Annotated in this window: 19 protein-coding genes; 14 read left to right on the top strand and 5 right to left on the bottom strand. The window is 58.8% G+C overall.

Translation table 11 applies throughout. The features are described from left to right. Window positions 1–95: 95 nt before the first annotated feature. A complete protein-coding gene (locus HY282_18280; protein MBI3805703.1) occupies window positions 96–623 on the top strand; it encodes a VOC family protein in 528 nt (175 codons plus the stop codon). 35 nt (window positions 624–658) lie between these two features. Then, window positions 659–1,039, top strand: coding sequence for a VOC family protein (locus HY282_18285; GenBank protein MBI3805704.1), 381 nt, complete (start codon window positions 659–661; stop codon window positions 1,037–1,039). A gap of 75 nt (window positions 1,040–1,114) precedes the next feature. Here the strand turns inward: HY282_18285 and HY282_18290 are convergent, their stop codons facing one another. The 4 genes from HY282_18290 to HY282_18305 all read right to left on the bottom strand — a co-directional run bounded on the left by HY282_18290 (window position 1,115) and on the right by HY282_18305 (window position 3,360). Further along, window positions 1,115–1,855: a hypothetical protein gene (locus HY282_18290; protein ID MBI3805705.1), complete on the bottom strand. Its 741-nt coding sequence runs from the start codon at window positions 1,853–1,855 to the stop codon at window positions 1,115–1,117. A 79-nt stretch (window positions 1,856–1,934) separates the two neighbouring features. Next, window positions 1,935–2,591 (bottom strand): sulfite oxidase-like oxidoreductase, encoded by a 657-nt coding sequence (locus tag HY282_18295; GenBank protein MBI3805706.1) that lies wholly within the window; start codon window positions 2,589–2,591, stop codon window positions 1,935–1,937. A gap of 67 nt (window positions 2,592–2,658) precedes the next feature. Further along, window positions 2,659–2,829 carry a hypothetical protein gene (locus tag HY282_18300; protein MBI3805707.1) on the bottom strand — a complete coding sequence of 57 codons (171 nt, stop codon included), beginning with the start codon at window positions 2,827–2,829 and terminating at the stop codon, window positions 2,659–2,661. 54 nt (window positions 2,830–2,883) lie between these two features. Beyond that, on the bottom strand, window positions 2,884–3,360 hold the full coding sequence (locus tag HY282_18305) for a MogA/MoaB family molybdenum cofactor biosynthesis protein (GenBank protein MBI3805708.1): 477 nt from the start codon (window positions 3,358–3,360) through the stop codon (window positions 2,884–2,886). Window positions 3,361–3,571: 211 nt separating this feature from the next. On the opposite strand from HY282_18305, the gene HY282_18310 reads away from it, so the two are divergent. The 9 genes from HY282_18310 to HY282_18350 all read left to right on the top strand — a co-directional run bounded on the left by HY282_18310 (window position 3,572) and on the right by HY282_18350 (window position 10,270). Further along, window positions 3,572–3,790 (top strand): hypothetical protein, encoded by a 219-nt coding sequence (locus HY282_18310; protein ID MBI3805709.1) that lies wholly within the window; start codon window positions 3,572–3,574, stop codon window positions 3,788–3,790. Window positions 3,791–3,829: 39 nt separating this feature from the next. Next, window positions 3,830–4,858 carry a molybdopterin molybdotransferase MoeA gene (locus HY282_18315; GenBank protein ID MBI3805710.1) on the top strand — a complete coding sequence of 343 codons (1,029 nt, stop codon included), beginning with the start codon at window positions 3,830–3,832 and terminating at the stop codon, window positions 4,856–4,858. Window positions 4,859–4,931: 73 nt separating this feature from the next. Then, complete coding sequence (locus tag HY282_18320; protein ID MBI3805711.1) at window positions 4,932–5,291, top strand: sulfurtransferase; 360 nt, start codon at window positions 4,932–4,934, stop codon at window positions 5,289–5,291. Next, on the top strand, window positions 5,258–5,728 hold the full coding sequence (locus HY282_18325) for a hypothetical protein (protein ID MBI3805712.1): 471 nt from the start codon (window positions 5,258–5,260) through the stop codon (window positions 5,726–5,728). The genes HY282_18320 and HY282_18325 overlap by 34 nt, the downstream gene beginning before the upstream one ends. Before the next feature lie 4 nt (window positions 5,729–5,732). Then, on the top strand, window positions 5,733–6,062 hold the full coding sequence (locus tag HY282_18330) for a (2Fe-2S) ferredoxin domain-containing protein (GenBank protein ID MBI3805713.1): 330 nt from the start codon (window positions 5,733–5,735) through the stop codon (window positions 6,060–6,062). An 87-nt stretch (window positions 6,063–6,149) separates the two neighbouring features. After that, on the top strand, window positions 6,150–7,523 hold the full coding sequence (mtaB, locus tag HY282_18335; protein MBI3805714.1) for a tRNA (N(6)-L-threonylcarbamoyladenosine(37)-C(2))-methylthiotransferase MtaB: 1,374 nt from the start codon (window positions 6,150–6,152) through the stop codon (window positions 7,521–7,523). A gap of 29 nt (window positions 7,524–7,552) precedes the next feature. Continuing rightward, complete coding sequence (gene miaB / locus HY282_18340; GenBank protein MBI3805715.1) at window positions 7,553–8,824, top strand: tRNA (N6-isopentenyl adenosine(37)-C2)-methylthiotransferase MiaB; 1,272 nt, start codon at window positions 7,553–7,555, stop codon at window positions 8,822–8,824. Further along, a complete protein-coding gene (locus HY282_18345; protein MBI3805716.1) occupies window positions 8,802–9,671 on the top strand; it encodes a lysophospholipase in 870 nt (289 codons plus the stop codon). Before miaB ends, HY282_18345 begins: the two co-directional genes overlap by 23 nt. Continuing rightward, on the top strand, window positions 9,668–10,270 hold the full coding sequence (locus HY282_18350; protein MBI3805717.1) for a hypothetical protein: 603 nt from the start codon (window positions 9,668–9,670) through the stop codon (window positions 10,268–10,270). The genes HY282_18345 and HY282_18350 overlap by 4 nt, the downstream gene beginning before the upstream one ends. A gap of 112 nt (window positions 10,271–10,382) precedes the next feature. Here the strand turns inward: HY282_18350 and HY282_18355 are convergent, their stop codons facing one another. Beyond that, window positions 10,383–10,970, bottom strand: a complete 588-nt coding sequence (locus tag HY282_18355) for a molybdopterin-dependent oxidoreductase (protein ID MBI3805718.1) — start codon at window positions 10,968–10,970, stop codon at window positions 10,383–10,385. 396 nt (window positions 10,971–11,366) lie between these two features. Between HY282_18355 and HY282_18360 the strand changes: the two genes are divergently transcribed. From HY282_18360 to HY282_18370, 3 genes are all read left to right on the top strand, one after another. Then, on the top strand, window positions 11,367–11,714 hold the full coding sequence (locus tag HY282_18360; protein MBI3805719.1) for a hypothetical protein: 348 nt from the start codon (window positions 11,367–11,369) through the stop codon (window positions 11,712–11,714). Window positions 11,715–12,184: 470 nt separating this feature from the next. Next, entirely contained in the window at window positions 12,185–13,411 is a 1,227-nt protein-coding gene (locus tag HY282_18365; GenBank protein ID MBI3805720.1) for an ATP citrate lyase, read from the top strand. Continuing rightward, the gene (locus HY282_18370; protein ID MBI3805721.1) at window positions 13,408–15,279 is read left to right on the top strand and encodes an ATP citrate lyase; all 1,872 of its coding nucleotides are present in this window, start codon (window positions 13,408–13,410) and stop codon (window positions 15,277–15,279) included. The genes HY282_18365 and HY282_18370 overlap by 4 nt, the downstream gene beginning before the upstream one ends. The last annotated feature ends 21 nt before the right edge of the window (window positions 15,280–15,300 follow it).

Consider the following 15,300-nt stretch of genomic DNA (forward strand, 5'->3'; position numbering starts at 1 on the left):
GAATCAGGATGGATCAAAAAACTCTCCCAAAGTATGAGGACCCGGTCGTCCGGGAATTGATCGAAACTTTTTTTCAAGAGAATGAAGCGGCCCGGATGTATGCCGAGGCCTGTCGGCAGGAAGGGTGGCCGCTGTTCATCGACCACATTACGATCCGCTGCGAGAACATCGATCGGCGGGCGGAGCCGTTTCTAAAAACCGGATATCGCTTTGAGGGGGAGACGGTCGAGTATCCCGATCAGGGGTGGTGGGCCAAGGTCTATCGGCGGGAAGGCTATCCGGCCCTCTTCGTCGATCAGGCCTATGACGATGCGCGGGGGAAGAAGAGCATCATCCCGCAATGGGTCGCCCGGTTCGGCGATCAGCTGCTCCACCATGTCGCCGTCCGGGTCGCCGACATTGACCAAGTGGTTGCGACGCTTCAGAAGCGGGGGGTCGAGTTCTCCGGGTCGGTCGTCGGCAACAAGGGGACCCGTCTTCGGCAGATCTTCACCGCCTCGGAGGTCCGGAACGGCGAGGCATTCTCCGTTCTGGAGCTGACGGAGCGAAACGGCTATGAAGGGTTCTACCCCGACCAGGCCGACAGCTTGATGCAATCGTCGGTGAAAACACGATCCAAGTAGCTGGCGCGCCCACGCGGACGGGCAGGAGGTGACTCATGATTAAACGGTTGCTGCATACCCGACTGCGCGTTTCCGATTTAGATGAGACGATTCGCTTTTTTACAGAGATTCTGGGGCTCAAAATCGCCGAGCGCCATGAATCGCCGCGCGGCTCCAAGCTCGCTTTTCTCGTCATCCCGGGGGGCCTGGAGGAGATCGAGCTCTGCGAGTTCAAGCAGAGCGGACCGGTGCAGGTGCAAGAGGATCTGGTTCATCTCGCTTTCGAGGTCGACAACCTCGATATGATGCTCGTCTATCTCCAATCAAAAGGGGTTCCCGTCACGGAGGGACCGGTCGTCTCGTCGAGCGGAAGCCGGTTTGCCTTCATCGAAGCCCCCGATCGATATGAGATCGAACTGATCGAGCGGCCGCGCTGATTCAATTTTGGAATGCGGATTTCGGAATGAAAATAGAAAGTATTTTCGGACTTCACTCCGCACTCCGAAATTAAGTTATTCCACCTTCAAAACCAGCTCCGTCGGAAGGAGCGTCAGGAGGATCCCTGCCGCTTCATCGAGGTAGGCCTTGTCTTTGGATTCCAGCGTCAAGATGACTTTATAGTCGGGATGATGAAGGATCGGATACGATCCGAGGAGCAGTGCCGGGTAGCGGCGGAGCGTTTCGTTCAACCGGTCTGCGAAGAGCGATTCCTCTTCGATGAGAAAAATCCGGCGGAGGTAAAACGGCGTCTCGCGAAAACGCTCTTTGATCGCCTCGAATTTTTTGACCAAAAGATCGGGAATACCGGGGAAGATATAGATGTTCTCGAAGCGAAGCACCGGGACGCGAAGCGCCTCGGCGTGGAGCAGTTCAATTCCCTCGGGGACGTCTGCGAGCTTCGATTGGGCCGGGTTGAGCGCGCCGGGGTAGAAGCTTTTGAGCAGCTGGTCGAGAATCGGGTGATGAATCAGCGGCCGTCCAACCCCCTTTGCAATCCCTTCCATCGTGACGTCGTCATGGGTCGGGCCGACCCCGCCGCTCGTAAAAATCAGATCGTATTTTTTACGCGCGGAGGCGATCTCTTCCCCGATGAGGTCGATCTGATCGGGGATGACGGTGATCCGTTGAACGTCGACCCCCAGGAGGCGCAGCTCGCGCGTGAGGTAAGATGAATTGATATCCTGCACTTTGCCGGAAAGGATCTCATTTCCAATGACGATAATCGCGGCGTTTTTCCCCTGCTGCTCGACCATCTTTCCTTGCAAGCGTGCGTAGCTGTTATTTAAATTAAACCGACTTAAAGTGAAATCAACCGGAAAAAGGTCCGGGCGCTTATTGCGCGTAGCGGTCCTCGGTCCAGGGATCGGCGGTGTTGGAATAGCCGCGGAGCTCCCAGAAACCGAGCCGGTCTTCTTTCATAAAATGGATCTCCTTGATCCACTTCGCGCTCTTCCAGGCATACCGTTTGGGGACCACCATCCGGGCCGGGCCGCCATGTTCCTTGGAAAGCGGCTGACCGTTCCACTTGAGGGCGACCAGGACATCGGCATCGTCGCAGACGGAGAGGGGGAGGTTGGTCGAGTAGCCGTCATAGGATGTGAAGTAGACGAACTTCGCATCAGGATGGGGACGGACGAGGTCGATCAGCTTTCGGAAGAAAAGCCCTTCCCAGCGGGCGTCGAAGATGCTCCAGGTGGTGACGCAATGGAAGTCGGTGACCGCCGAGTCGGTCGCCAAGGCCGCAAATTGATCAAAGGTCCAGGTGATCGGTTGTTCGATCTCCCCTTGAATCGAGAGGGTCCAGTCGTCCTCCTCGACCTCCGGGAGGATGCCGAGGTCGAGGACCGGGAATCCTTTGTTGAGTCGTTGCCCAGGCGGCAGGCGCGGTCGGTCCGATGGTTGAGGCGCCCCGGTCAGGCCGCGGCCGGTCCGGGCCCACGCTTCTTTCTTCTCAATCAGACGATCATCCGGACGATCATCCCGTTCCAAAGCGAACTCCTCCTAAAATAAAATCATGCGCGGCAATTCGTGGTTGTCCCGGCGCCCTCCGGACCGATCAACCGAGCTTTCGCGGCTCGAGCTTGGCGCCGCACTTCTCGCATTGGGTCGCATCATATTTGCTCGTACTGTCACAAGAAGGGCAGATACGGGGCTCGAACCCCGGCGGAGGACGCCGCAGGGTCGGAATCGCGAGGAGCACCGCCCAGACGGCAACGAGTGAGAACATCGTTGCCCAAAAGAGGGGACCACCCATATTCGACCTCTCAGTAAGGACGTTCGTTTATCTTCTCGGATGGACCATGTCGATTAGATGCTGGAGGGTTCCGAGAATGACTTCAAGATTCTCCCGCGCGGGGCCGGCGCTGCCGGGAAGGTTGATGATCAGGGTGTCCTTTCGGATGGCGGCGGTGGCCCGAGAGATAATCGCCTTCTTGGTTTTTTTCTGAAAGACCTCGGTCCGCATGATGTCGGCGATCCCCGGCACCTCCCGGTCCATCGCGGCGCGGGTCGCGTCGGGGGTTCGATCTTGTTTGCCGAGGCCGGAGCCGCCGGCGGTGAGGATCACATCGGGCTTGATCTGGTCGCTCCACTCGATCAGCTTGTCGCGGACCTTCTCTTCCTCCGCCGTAATAACCTCTTTTACCACCACCTCGCCCCCCCCTTCGGTGATCATCCGGGCGATTTCATTGGTCACCCGGTCTTCACCGGGGAGGATCCCCCGCTCTTTGATCGACAAAATGCCTGCCGTAAACCCCATGATTCCTCCTTGTCAACGTTTCTAAATATAAAGGAATCGAACCAAAAAACCAACTGGTTTTTGTTCCGCTCTCCACCGGTTCACTCTGAAGGCCCGCTTTCACCGGCAGGTCGGTATTACATCGGTCAACTGCGAAAGGAACGTTGCAAAGATCTTGAATCGGCGAGGGGTTCATGTTATGTATGGAGGGCCTTAATTCAAGAGGGATGAAATGTTACTGTCGGCGCTGATCATGATTGGGATCTCTTTTCTTTTTTTCCTCAGCTATCCCTTGGAGGATTACCATCCCTTTTTCAAATGGATCATTCGATTCACCACCCAGGTTCACCTCATCCCGTCGGTCCGAGGAAAGAGATATTGGCCTTTTTTCTACGGCCTGCTGGCGCTGATCTGGGGGCTGGGGGGGCTGATCTGGCACTTTTCGTCTTGACTAACCCATATTCGATCAGAATCGTATGAAGGAGTTGTGATGAGTCCAATCGATGATCCGGTTCAATCTGCCCTCGAAAGTTTTCTGCCGCTGATCCCGCGCGGGCCGCTGGGGGGAGAAAAGGCGGCGCTCCTGGCGGCGCGGGGCCGCGTCCTGGCGGTCGATGTGGCGGCGGTGATGGACGACCCTCCCTACGCCCGGTCGATCATGGAGGGATATGTTGTTCCGGCGTCGGAAGCGGCGGCCGCCTCGAACGAGCGGCCGGTGGTTTTGCAGGTGGTCGGGGAGATCCCGGTCGGAATCGGAGAAGCGAAAGGGATCGGACCGGGCAAGGCGCTGCGGGTGACGACCGGAAGTTATATCCCCCCGGGCGATTACGCCGTGGTGAAGCAGTGGGATGTCCTCCAGGAAGAGGGGAAGATTCGGCTGACCAAACCGGTCCGGCCGAATGAAAACATCGAGACGCAAGGGGCCGATCGAAAGAAAGGGACGGCGCTCTTCAAGCAGGGACACCGGCTCACCTCGGCCGATCTCTTCGTCCTCGCCGGTCAGGGAATTCTGGAGGTCACCGTCTCCAAGCGGCCGCGGGTGGCCCTCTTCTCCTCCGGCAACGAGGTGATTCCGCCGACCGAGCCGTTTCGCGTCGGCGCCATCTGGGATTGCAACCAATACGGCCTCTCCGCCTTGGTCGAAGAGGCGGGGGGAGTGCCGATTTTCAAGGGGATCGTCAAAGACGATTTTACCCTCTTTTCGGCCCGGATGAAGGAGAGCCTTGCCGAAGTCGACCTGGTTCTGATTTCCGGCGGGACGGCAATCGGTGGGAAAGATTTCACCGTCGATCTGGTCAACGCCGCCGGCGCGCCCGGTGCGGTGGTCAAAGGGGTTCCGATGCGCTCCGGAAAGCCGATCGTCCTCGGCGTCTCCGGCGTCAAGCCGATCGTCTGCGTCGCCGGCCATCCGCCCGAAGCGGCGCGGGGCTTCACCCTCTTCGGCCGCCCGGCCTTGGGACGTCTGTTGGGGGAGACGGCGGAGATTGAGCCGAAGAAAACCGGCGCGCAGGCCGGTTGAAACCCAGTTGAAAAAGGTCCCAAAATCGATTACGCTGAGCTGTTCGTGAATTGAAAACGGAGGAAGAGGCTTCATGAAGATGTGGAGAGATCTGGTTGCCGATGCGAAGCGCGATGTGCCGCTTCTCCAAATTAAAGAGGTCCAACAAAAGCTCGACGCGGGTGAAGAATTTATCCTGGTCGATGTCCGGGAGCCCGATGAGGTCCAGGGGGGGCGGCTTCCGAAGAGCGTGCACGTTCCCCGCGGCATCTTGGAGATGACGATGGAGCGGAACGTCAAAGATCCGGCCAAGCCGATCGTCCTTTACTGTGCCGCCGGCGGGCGAAGCGCCATGGCGGCCCAGATGCTGAAGAAGATGGGATATGAAAATGTCGCTTCGATGGAGGGGGGCTTCGAGGGATGGAAACGGCTGGGCCTTCCAACCGAGAAGTAGACCAAGCGCGAACGCAGGTCGAGAAGAAGTGGCGGGCGAATGCTGAAAAGGTCGCCTTCGCGAAAGGCTTCCCCGGCCGCCTGACGGACTGGGCGGCCGCCGAAGGAAAGACGGTCGAGCGGGTCCTCTCCATCGGAGCGGCCCGGGCGCTGCTCTTCTCGGACGGGACCTTTTTGATTGTCGCCGCTTCCGAGCCGGAACCGGCGGTGTTGATCGCGGCGTTGTTGGCGGCGCGGCCGCTCTTGGAGCGGCATCATCCAAAGGGCTATGAGACGCTCGACCGGCATATTTCCACCGATCGCGAGCTGCAGCGGAGGGCGCGGCTCGAGAACATCATGGGCGCGATTCGAAACAATCTTCCGCAGATTCCCGAACTCAAGGAAGCGCTCCGGCGATTCGTCCGAGAACTCGAAGACCGAGAAGATAAAGAGGGATAGTCCGATGTCAAAATACAAGCACCATCTGTTTATCTGTACCAACCGGCGGCCCGACGGCGATCCGAAGGGATGTTGTGCGACGAAAGGGGCGGAACAGCTCCGCTCCTTCTTCAAGGAAGAGGTCGCCAAGCGGGGACTCAAGAAGATGGTCCGGGCGAACCAGGCCGGCTGCCTCGACACCTGCGAGTTCGGCCCGTCGGTCGTGGTCTACCCGGAAGGGGTCTGGTACACCGTCAAGAGCCGCGAGGATGCGTTGGAGATCATTGAAAAGCACCTCGAAAAAGGGGAGATCGTCGAACGGCTCCTGATGCCCCGGTCGTGGGCGAAGGGGTAACTTAAAGGAGAAAGAAGGAAGTCAGAATTCAGGATCCAGAAGGAATGACTTTATTCTGACGGCTGTCTCCTGACTTCTGCAGTAATCATGACCCACAGACTTCTTCAAATGATTTCGTCCGAAACGAGCCAAACGCTCCAACCCCCGACCGTCTCTTTCCAAACGCTCGGATGCCGGTTAAATCAAGCTGAGAGCGCGTCGCTCGGTGCGGCCTTTTATTCGTCCGGCTATCGGGTCGTGGAAGAGCGGGCGGCCGACCTTGCCGTGATCAACACCTGTTCCGTCACGGAGCAGGCCGAGGCGAAGTGCCGCAACGTCATCCGGAAGATCTTGAAGGAGAACCCGCAGACCTTCATCGCCGTGACCGGCTGTTATGCGCAGGTCGGCGTCGACGCGCTCCGGAAGATTCCGGGGATCGATCTGATCGCCGGGACGGAGTTCAAGATGGATCTTCCGAAACTGGTGGCGCAGACGCTCGAGGGGCGGATGCCGACGAAGCGGGCGGCGCCGATGGTCTTTCATACGCCGAAGATCAGCCGGGACGATTTTACGATCGAGAGCTACGCCGCCTTCGATCAGGCGACCCGGCCGAACATCAAGATTCAGGACGGCTGCGACTTCTTCTGCAGCTTCTGCATCATCCCAACGACGCGGGGACGGGAGCGGAGCCGGAGGTTCGACGACATTCTGTTGGAGACGTCGATCTGGGTGGCGCGGGGACACCGCGAGGTCGTCCTCACCGGGGTGAACCTCGGGGAGTACCGATCGGAGGGACACGATCTCGCCGACCTGATCGATGCTTTGGAAGGGGTAGAGGGGCTTCGTCGCATCCGGATCTCGTCGATCGAGCCGACGACCGTCTCCGACCGGATTCTCGATCAGATGGCGCGCGGCGGCAAGCTCTGTCCCTATCTCCATCTTCCCCTCCAGAGCGGGAGCGATGCGGTGCTGCAGGCGATGGGCCGGCGGTATACCCAAGCAGAGTATATCGATTTCGTCGAAACGGCGATCCGGCGGGTCCCCGGCCTGGGATTGGGGACCGACGTGATGGTCGGCTTTCCGGGGGAAGGGGAGGGGGCGTTTGAGGAGACCGTGTCGTTGATCGAATCGCTCCCCTTTTCATACCTCCATGTCTTTCCCTTCTCGCGCCGAAAGGGGACGCGGGTGACGAAAATGGACCTGCCGCCGGTGCCGTCGCGGCAGATCAAGGCGCGGTCGCGCCAGCTCTGCGAGCTCTCGAAACGGCTGCGGCGGCTCTTTTACGCCGACGCGGTCGGCGAGACGGTGGAGGTTCTCTTCGAAACCCGGAATGAGGCGGGACGTTTCTGCGGGCTGACGCCGAATTACATTCGGGTCGGGGTGGAGAGCGACCGCGATCTCTCGGGAAAGATCGGCCGGGTCCGGGTTGCGTCGGTCTCCGACGGCCTCGCGCACGGAGAGCTGCTCGAGGTGGCGGGGTGAAGGTTTATCTCGAAACCTACGGCTGCCAGATGAACGAATACGACTCGGAGCTGATCCGGTCGATTCTCGCACCGCACGGCCATGAGATGACGGCGGCGGTCGAAGAGGCGGAGGTCGTTCTGATCAATACCTGCGCCATTCGCGAGAACGCCCATCGGAAAATTTACGGCCGGCTCGATCTGCTCCGCCCGTTTAAGAAGGAGAAAAGGCATTTTATCGTCGGCGTCCTCGGCTGCATGGCGCAGAATCTCAAAGACGCGCTCTTCGATCATCCGGTCGTCAATCTCGTCGTCGGGCCCGACAGCTACCGGACCCTTCCGAAGTTGATTGAAGAGGCCACAGAGACCGACAGCCCGCAGATTGAGGCGTACCTCTCCGAATACGAGACCTACAGCGACATCGCCCCGATGCGGGTCGAGGGGGTCAACGCCTGGGTGGCGATCATGCGCGGCTGCGATAACTTCTGCACGTTCTGTGTCGTTCCCTACACGCGGGGGCGGGAGCGGAGCCGATCGGTTGAAAATATTCTCGGCGAGGTCCGCGCGCTGGCGGAGAAGGGGATCCCGCAGGTGACCCTCCTCGGCCAGAACGTCAACTCATACCGGGATGGAGAGGCGCGCTTTGCCGATTTGATCCAACAGGTCGCCGACGTTCCGGGGATCGCGCGGGTCCGGTTTACCTCGCCCCATCCGAAAGATTTTCCCCGCCCGCTGCTCGAGGCGATCGCGTCGCATCCGAAGATCTGCAAGCATGTCCATCTCCCGCTGCAGGCGGGGAGCGACCGGGTGCTCGATCGGATGCGCCGGACCTATACACAGAAGGAATATCTCGATCTGGTTGGCCAGATCCGTGAGACGATTCCGGAGATCACCCTGACGACCGATCTCATCGTCGGCTTCCCGACGGAGAGCGACGCCGACTTTCAGGAGACGCTCCGGGTGATGGAGACGGTCCGGTTCGACAATGCCTACATCTTCAAATACTCGGAGCGGAAGGGGACGATCGCCGCGCGGGAGTACCCCGACGATGTTCCGCCCGAGGTGAAGACCGAGCGGATCGTCCGGCTGTTCGATCTGCAGAAGGCGATCTCTCTGGAGAAGAATCGGGCCAGGATCGGCCGGAAGGTCCGTGTCTTAATCGATGGCGAGGCGGAGAAGCGGCTCAACCATCAAATGGGGAAAAGCGACGGAAACACCACCGTCGTCTTTCCGAAGACCCCCCTCGGGCAGGGGAGGTTTATTTCCGTCGAGATTGAAGAGGCTTCCACGGGTACGCTGTATGGCCGGTTCACCGGGGAATAAGACCGACTCGCTCCAGGGGGTCCTCCGCATCAGCGGGACGATTCCGAGCGCGGGCCTTGCCCTCTCCTATTCCGCCCTCCTCCCCGAGTTTTTCCAGACGGTTCTGATCATCGTCCACGGCCTCAGCGAGCATCGGGGGCGCTATCAACTTCTACAACTTGATTTGGCGCGGGCCGGCATCGCCTCTTACGCCTACGACCAGCGGGGATTTGGGGAATCGGACGGCTCGCGCACCCATGTGGAGCGATATACCGATTTTATCGACGACCTCCATCGGGTCGTCGCCTTCGTCCGGAAAGGGCATCCGGGCCAGAAGATCGTCCTCCTCGGCCACAGCTTCGGCGGGGCGGTCGCCGCGACGTTTTGCATCGATCACCCGAACGAGGCCGAGGCGCTCGTCTTGTCGGCCCCGGCCTATGATGTCCCGCTTCTTCCCTTCCGGCTCCACCTGCTCGGTTATCTCTTCAATCGGATTTTTCCGTCGCGTCCCCTTCGCTATCCGAGCAATCCCGGCTGGTTGAGCCGCGACCCGGCGGTCGGCTTGGCCTTTCAGAACGATCCGCTGGTGCAGCGGGCGGGGACCCCTCGGTTCTATGTCGAGTTCAGGAGGATGAATGTCTCTCTCCATCAATCGGCCGGGCGAATCGCCCTCCCGACGCTGATCTTGCAGGGGAGCGCCGATCGGATCGTTTTTCCTTCAGGGGCCCGGGCTTTGTTGGCGCGGATCGGCTCCGAAAAAAAGAGGTTGAACTGGTATGAAGGGTTTTATCATGAAGTCTTCAACGAGGTCGGCCGAGAGCGGGTCGTCGACGATCTGCTCCATTGGTTAAAGGAAATCTTTCAATGAAAAAGATCGCTCTATTGGGTGGGCTCTTATTTTTATTCGTCTGGCTCGCCGGTGTGGCGACGGCGGCGCTTCCGACCGGTTTCGGCAAGGCGCGGTGGGGGATGACGGAGCAAGAGCTCTTGGCGGCGTACGACATCCAATTGAGCCCGCCGAAGCGGATGGATGACACCGGCCCGTGGGCGATTGAAGGCCCGGCGCCGGGGGAGCTGACCGTCTCCGGCACGGCGTTCGGCGAGCCGAACGTTCGATCGATCAGCTTGGGGTTTCATCCGGAGTGGGGATTGACGATCATCCACGTCCGTTTTCGAGACGCCAACAAGCCGGGCGAGATAGAGACCCTCCTGCCGAAATGGACCGGCTCTTATGGAAAGCCGAAAGAGCAGCTTCCCGGTCCGAAGGTGATCTGGGAAGACAATGTCACCCACATCGAGATGACCTATCACACCGTCTCCCCGCGGCATCCGACCCCATCGGACCATGTCGCGCTGGTTCTCTGGAATATCCCCTTGATGGACAAGATCACCGCGTCCGAAGCGCCGCCGCGGCCGCCCGATGTCGAGACACTGGCCCCGGTGGAAGGGCATCAAAAACCGAAGTAGTCCGGAGTCTCCCCGGAGCAGCGATTGACCGGCGGCAAGCGGATAGGAAACACAGCGCACCGCTGAAGCGGATCTTTATCTCAGCTTATCTATTCTATTAATGATCGGCGGCTTAGTGGGAGTGACCGTGGTGATCGTGGCCATGGTCGGAGTGATCATGCCCATGATCGTGATGGTCCTCTGCGTGATCGTGATGACCGTGGTCGTCCCCATGGTCGTGGTCGTGATCATGGTCATGAGAGTGGCCATGGATCTCCGGGTTGTCGTGGTCGGGATCCCAGGTGGTGTCTTTTCCCTTTCCGACGGTCAACTCGATTCGAAAGACCGATTTCACGTTGCTGCAGGCGTTGTCCCCGTGCGGAACGACGAGACGAAGGGGTCCTCCCTTCGACTCGGGAAGCGGCTTCCCTTCTTTTTTGTAGACCAGAATTCCCCTTTCCAACGCTTCGGAGAGGGAGATGCTGGCGGCAAACTTTCCATCCTGGGAATGAAAGGTCACATGATCGGCTTTGGCGAGCGGATTTGATTCCTTGATGAGCGCTTTTACGCGAATGCCGTCCCCTTCGATACCCGAAACAAGCCGACTGACATCCTCGATCTGATGCTCTTGAGAGAGGTGGGAGAGGTCTTCATAGCTCCACTCGGTCTTTTTCTGAACAGTCCCCTCAACGGTGATAAGCGATTTGCGACTGGCTGCCATTCTGACCCCTCCTTAAAAGTAACCCTAAAAGGTAATCTGGATTACGGATGCTTGTTTCTAGGAATATCGCTGTAAAAACGACCCGTAGTTTATCAAAACGCCGCCTCTAGGTCAAGCATTCCGTGTCTGATGAGCAAGAGAGAAAAAGAAATTTTTATGTATAAAGATTGCACGATCGACTTTTCACTTTTTACCGATGCGGGCCAAAAGGAAACGGTCCGTAGGGCGATGAATTCGAACGATTACCGGAGGGCCATCAGGTTGGGAAAGGCGTTGGCATAAAAGTTGTAACACCTAACCGAAGGGAACCAGCTTATCCCTGATTCGAAGGGACAAGTCATTTAACGGAACATGAAAGTCCGAATGATCCACAGTTGTAATTGATGGAGGAATAAGATGGCTGAGAAGAGCCCACGAGGGTTTGCTGCAATGGACGCGGAAAAGCAGAGAGAAATTGCTAAAAAAGGGGGCAAGGCGGCCCATCAAAAGGGGACGGCCCATGAATTTACCCCGGACGAGGCCCGAGAAGCAGGCCGAAAGGGGGGACAGGCGGCCCATCAGAAAGGGACCGCGCATGAATTCACCCCCGAAGAGGCGCGGGAGGCCGGCCGAAAGGGAGGACAAGCGGCCCGACGCCGTGCGGCGGAAGCGGCGTCCGAACCGGCTGTTCAGGAAGCGCAATCGCAACAGACCGCCCCTTCCGAGCCGGAGCGCAAGGAGGAAGAAGAGAAGAGAGCCGCCTAAACGGTTCAAAAATCATTCACTGCGATCCTTAAACCAAAGTGAACAGGTTCACGAAACCAAGATGAACCGATTCATCCACGATCTAATCTGAGGGGAGCCGACCAACGACCAGGGACTCCTGTTGCGTTGGTTGGCCTCCGTTATATCTACGTAATTATTTTTAGGTTAATCCATTCATATCGGTTGGGCCTGAGCAAGGATGCCTTCTTTCACGCGCGACAGGCGTTTTAGAACCGGAAAACCGGTTCAAAGGGTTCCTTCCACCAACGAACGATCTTGCTTCGAACCTCCTCCCGCAATTTCCTGAAAACAAGTGAAAAAATTCTTGACAAAGCGAAGGGCGGCCCCCTATATTCTCTTATTGCGGTTCGGTCTTCTATTTTGTCGTTATTCTTTCCGGGTCGCGTTGCGTCCCGCGTTTTGAACGCTAACTGACTCAATCATAAAGAGAAACTCACGGAGGATTCTGCATGGCAAAGGTGTTGGAAGGCCCCGGGATGGGGCTCCTCTCGAAGTGGGGGATGACCGTTCCCCATTTTGTCGTTATTACAGCGGCCGATCAATTGGACCGTCTTGCGCAAGCCAACCCTTGGCTTCGTGAATCGAAGTTGGTCGTCAAAGCGCATGAGGCGATCGGCTCCCGGATGAAGCTCGGTCTGGTGAAGGTCGGCCTCGATCTCGACGCGGCGAGAAAATCGGCCGCAGAGATGTTGGGGAGAGATCTCAATGGGATGACGATCTCTCAGGTCATCATCTCTGAGATGATCCAGCACAAAGAAGAGTTCTACCTTGCCGTGAAGTCGGTCCGCGAAGGGGCCGAGCTGCTGCTGGCGAGCGTCGGCGGCATCGAGGTCGAGTCGAACTGGGACAAGGTCAAGCGGATCGCGATCCCCCTCGGGACCGATCCGAGCCGGGACCAGCTGATCAAGCTCGCCAAGGAGGCCGGTTTTAAAGGAGACCTCACCGGAAAGGTTGCCGATTTCGCCCTCAAGCTCTATCAATGCTACGATCAGGAAGACGGCACCTACATTGAGATCAACCCGTTGGTGACGCGTGAGTCGGACGGCGAGCTGGTCGCGCTCGACGCGGTGACGATGGTCGACGCCGATGCCCGATTCCGCCATCCCGATTGGAACTTCACCTTCGCCTCCGAGTTCGGCCGTCCGTATACCAACGACGAGCGGGCGATCATGGAGATCGACTCCCGGATCAAAGGCTCGGTCAAATTCATCGAGATCCCGGGGGGCGACACCGCCCTTCTGCCGGCGGGGGGCGGGGCCTCCGTCTATTATTCCGATGCCGTTTTGGCGCTCGGCGGAAAGATCGCGAACTATGCCGAATATTCGGGCGATCCCCCCGATTGGGCGGTGGAAGCGCTCACGGAGAAGGTCTGCTCGTTGAAAGGGATCAAGCGAATTATCGTCGGCGGGGCGATCGCCAACTTCACCAACGTGAAGAAGACCTTCGCCGGGATCATCAACGGCTTCCGGAAGGCGAAGGCCGAAGGGAAGCTCGAAGGGGTCGAGATCTGGGTTCGGCGCGGCGGTCCGTTCGAGAAGGAAGGACTGGCGGCGATGAAGGCGCTCGAGGCGGAAGGATTCAACATTCACGTCTACGACCGCTACACCCCCCTGACCGATATCATCGATTACGCGATTACAGGAAGGAACACTGCGTCCGAAGGAGTTGGAAAATGAGCATCGTCGCCAATAAAGAGACCCGCGTTGTGATTCAAGGCGGACCGGCCGGGGTCAACGCCGCCCGCCGGATGGCCGAGTTCTGCCACCTGACCCGTCAGCCGCTCCATGTCCTTGCGTTCGTTTTTCCGCCCGATGCCGGCAAGACCGCCGAGGTTCCCTTCGGAAGCGAGCTCGTTTCGATTCCGATCTTCAAAACCATGGCGGAGGCGACGGCTGCTTTTCCCGCCTTAAACACGACGTTGATTTTCGTCGGACCTGATCGCGCGTTTAAGGCGGCGATGGAAGCGTTGGCCGATCCGAAAATCAAACTCGTCTCGATGATCACCGAAGGGGTTCCTGAAAAAGATTCCAAGCGTCTGAGCCTCGAAGCGAAAAAGCTCGGCAAGGTCTTCAACGGACCGTCGGCGATCGGAATTATCTCGGCCGGCGAATGCCGTCTCGGGGTGATCGGCGGGGCGTTCGACAATCTGATTCTGTCGAAGCTCCATCGGCCCGGCTCGTTCGGCGTCATCACCAAGTCGGGCGGGCTTTCGAACGAGATCATCTGGATCTGCAGTCAATTCGCCGATGGGATTACGACGGCGATCGGGATCGGCGGCGACGCCTATCCCGGCTCCGACTATGTCACCTACCTCGAGATGTTCGAGAAAGATCCGCAGACGAAAGCGGTGATCATCGTCGGAGAGATGGGGGGAGATCTCGAAGAGCGGGCCGCGGAGTGGTTCGGCGCACAGAAACGGCGGATCAAGCTGATTGCCGTCGTTTCCGGGTATTGCCAAGAGCAGCTCCCGAAGGGGATGAAATTCGGCCATGCCGGCGCGAAAGAAGGACAACACGGCGAAGGCTCGGCGCGCAGCAAAGCCGATGCATTGAAAAAATCGGGCGCCATCGTTCCCGCCACCTTCGGCGGGCTCGGCCCGACGATCAAGCAGGTTTACGAAGAGATCGTTGCGAAAGGTCTGGTCAAGCCGGCGGTGGATGGCGATGCCGCGGCCCTTCCGAAGCTGCCGAAGCCGGTCGAAGAGGCGGTGAAATCGGGCGATGTCTTCGTCGAGCCGCTGATCAAGTCGACCATCAGCGACGATCGGGGAGACGAGCCGCTCTACTACGGCTACCCCGCCTCCGACCTGATCAACAAGGGATACCAGATTCCTCACGTCATGGGGCTTCTCTGGGACAAGCGGCTGATCACGCCGGTTGAAGCGGAGATCGTCAAGCGGATCATCATGCTCTCCGCCGACCACGGTCCTTGCGTCTCGGGAGCGCTCGCCACCATCATCGCCGCCTGCGCCGGGATTCAGATGGCGCAATCGGTTGCAGCCGGTCTGATCATGATCGGGCCCCGCTTCGGCGGCGCCGTGACCGATGCCGGAAAATGGTTCAAGTATGCGATCGAAAAGAAGCTCTCGCCGGAAGATTTCCTCGAGCATATGAAGAAAAACGTCGGGCCGGTGCCGGGGATCGGGCATCGGGTCAAGAGTGTGAAGAACCCGGACAAGCGGGTCAAGGAGCTGGTCTCCTTCGTGAAGTCGACCGGCATTCCGACGCCTCATCTCGATTTTGCCCTGTCGGTCGAAAAGATCACCACGGCGAAGAAAGACACCTTGATCTTGAATGTCGATGGAACGATTGCCGCGGTGCTCGTCGATCTCGGCTGGCCGGTGGAGTCGCTCAACGGCTTCTTCATCCTGGCGCGGACGATCGGTCTGATCGGACACTGGGTCGACCAGACCCGCAACGGAAGCCGGTTGATTCGGATGTTCAATTACGTGGTCAATTACGCCTCCCCCAAGCGAAGGGAAGCCCCGCCGCTCGAAGCCCCTGCCAAAAAGGTCGAGGTCCGGGGAGAGGTGTTGAAGTCTTAGTTTAAAATCGCTCTGCGCTCT

The organism is Candidatus Manganitrophaceae bacterium, from assembly GCA_016200325.1.
Classification (GTDB): Bacteria; Nitrospirota; Nitrospiria; order SBBL01; family Manganitrophaceae; genus Manganitrophus.

Bases quoted from the DNA above. Each gene is read 5' to 3' on its own strand.
- HY282_18280 (MBI3805703.1), top strand. From the start codon at position 96: ATGTATGCCGAGGCCTGTCGGCAGGAAGGGTGGCCGCTGTTCATCGAC.
- HY282_18285 (MBI3805704.1), top strand. From the start codon at position 659: ATGATTAAACGGTTGCTGCATACCCGACTGCGCGTTTCCGATTTAGAT.
- HY282_18290 (MBI3805705.1), bottom strand. From the start codon at position 1,855: ATGGTCGAGCAGCAGGGGAAAAACGCCGCGATTATCGTCATTGGAAAT.
- HY282_18300 (MBI3805707.1), bottom strand. From the start codon at position 2,829: ATGTTCTCACTCGTTGCCGTCTGGGCGGTGCTCCTCGCGATTCCGACC.
- HY282_18305 (MBI3805708.1), bottom strand. From the start codon at position 3,360: ATGGGGTTTACGGCAGGCATTTTGTCGATCAAAGAGCGGGGGATCCTC.
- HY282_18310 (MBI3805709.1), top strand. From the start codon at position 3,572: ATGTTACTGTCGGCGCTGATCATGATTGGGATCTCTTTTCTTTTTTTC.
- HY282_18315 (MBI3805710.1), top strand. From the start codon at position 3,830: ATGAGTCCAATCGATGATCCGGTTCAATCTGCCCTCGAAAGTTTTCTG.
- HY282_18320 (MBI3805711.1), top strand. From the start codon at position 4,932: ATGAAGATGTGGAGAGATCTGGTTGCCGATGCGAAGCGCGATGTGCCG.
- HY282_18325 (MBI3805712.1), top strand. From the start codon at position 5,258: ATGGAAACGGCTGGGCCTTCCAACCGAGAAGTAGACCAAGCGCGAACG.
- HY282_18330 (MBI3805713.1), top strand. From the start codon at position 5,733: ATGTCAAAATACAAGCACCATCTGTTTATCTGTACCAACCGGCGGCCC.
- mtaB (MBI3805714.1), top strand. From the start codon at position 6,150: ATGACCCACAGACTTCTTCAAATGATTTCGTCCGAAACGAGCCAAACG.
- miaB (MBI3805715.1), top strand. From the start codon at position 7,553: ATGAACGAATACGACTCGGAGCTGATCCGGTCGATTCTCGCACCGCAC.
- HY282_18345 (MBI3805716.1), top strand. From the start codon at position 8,802: ATGGCCGGTTCACCGGGGAATAAGACCGACTCGCTCCAGGGGGTCCTC.
- HY282_18350 (MBI3805717.1), top strand. From the start codon at position 9,668: ATGAAAAAGATCGCTCTATTGGGTGGGCTCTTATTTTTATTCGTCTGG.
- HY282_18355 (MBI3805718.1), bottom strand. From the start codon at position 10,970: ATGGCAGCCAGTCGCAAATCGCTTATCACCGTTGAGGGGACTGTTCAG.
- HY282_18360 (MBI3805719.1), top strand. From the start codon at position 11,367: ATGGCTGAGAAGAGCCCACGAGGGTTTGCTGCAATGGACGCGGAAAAG.
- HY282_18365 (MBI3805720.1), top strand. From the start codon at position 12,185: ATGGCAAAGGTGTTGGAAGGCCCCGGGATGGGGCTCCTCTCGAAGTGG.
- HY282_18370 (MBI3805721.1), top strand. From the start codon at position 13,408: ATGAGCATCGTCGCCAATAAAGAGACCCGCGTTGTGATTCAAGGCGGA.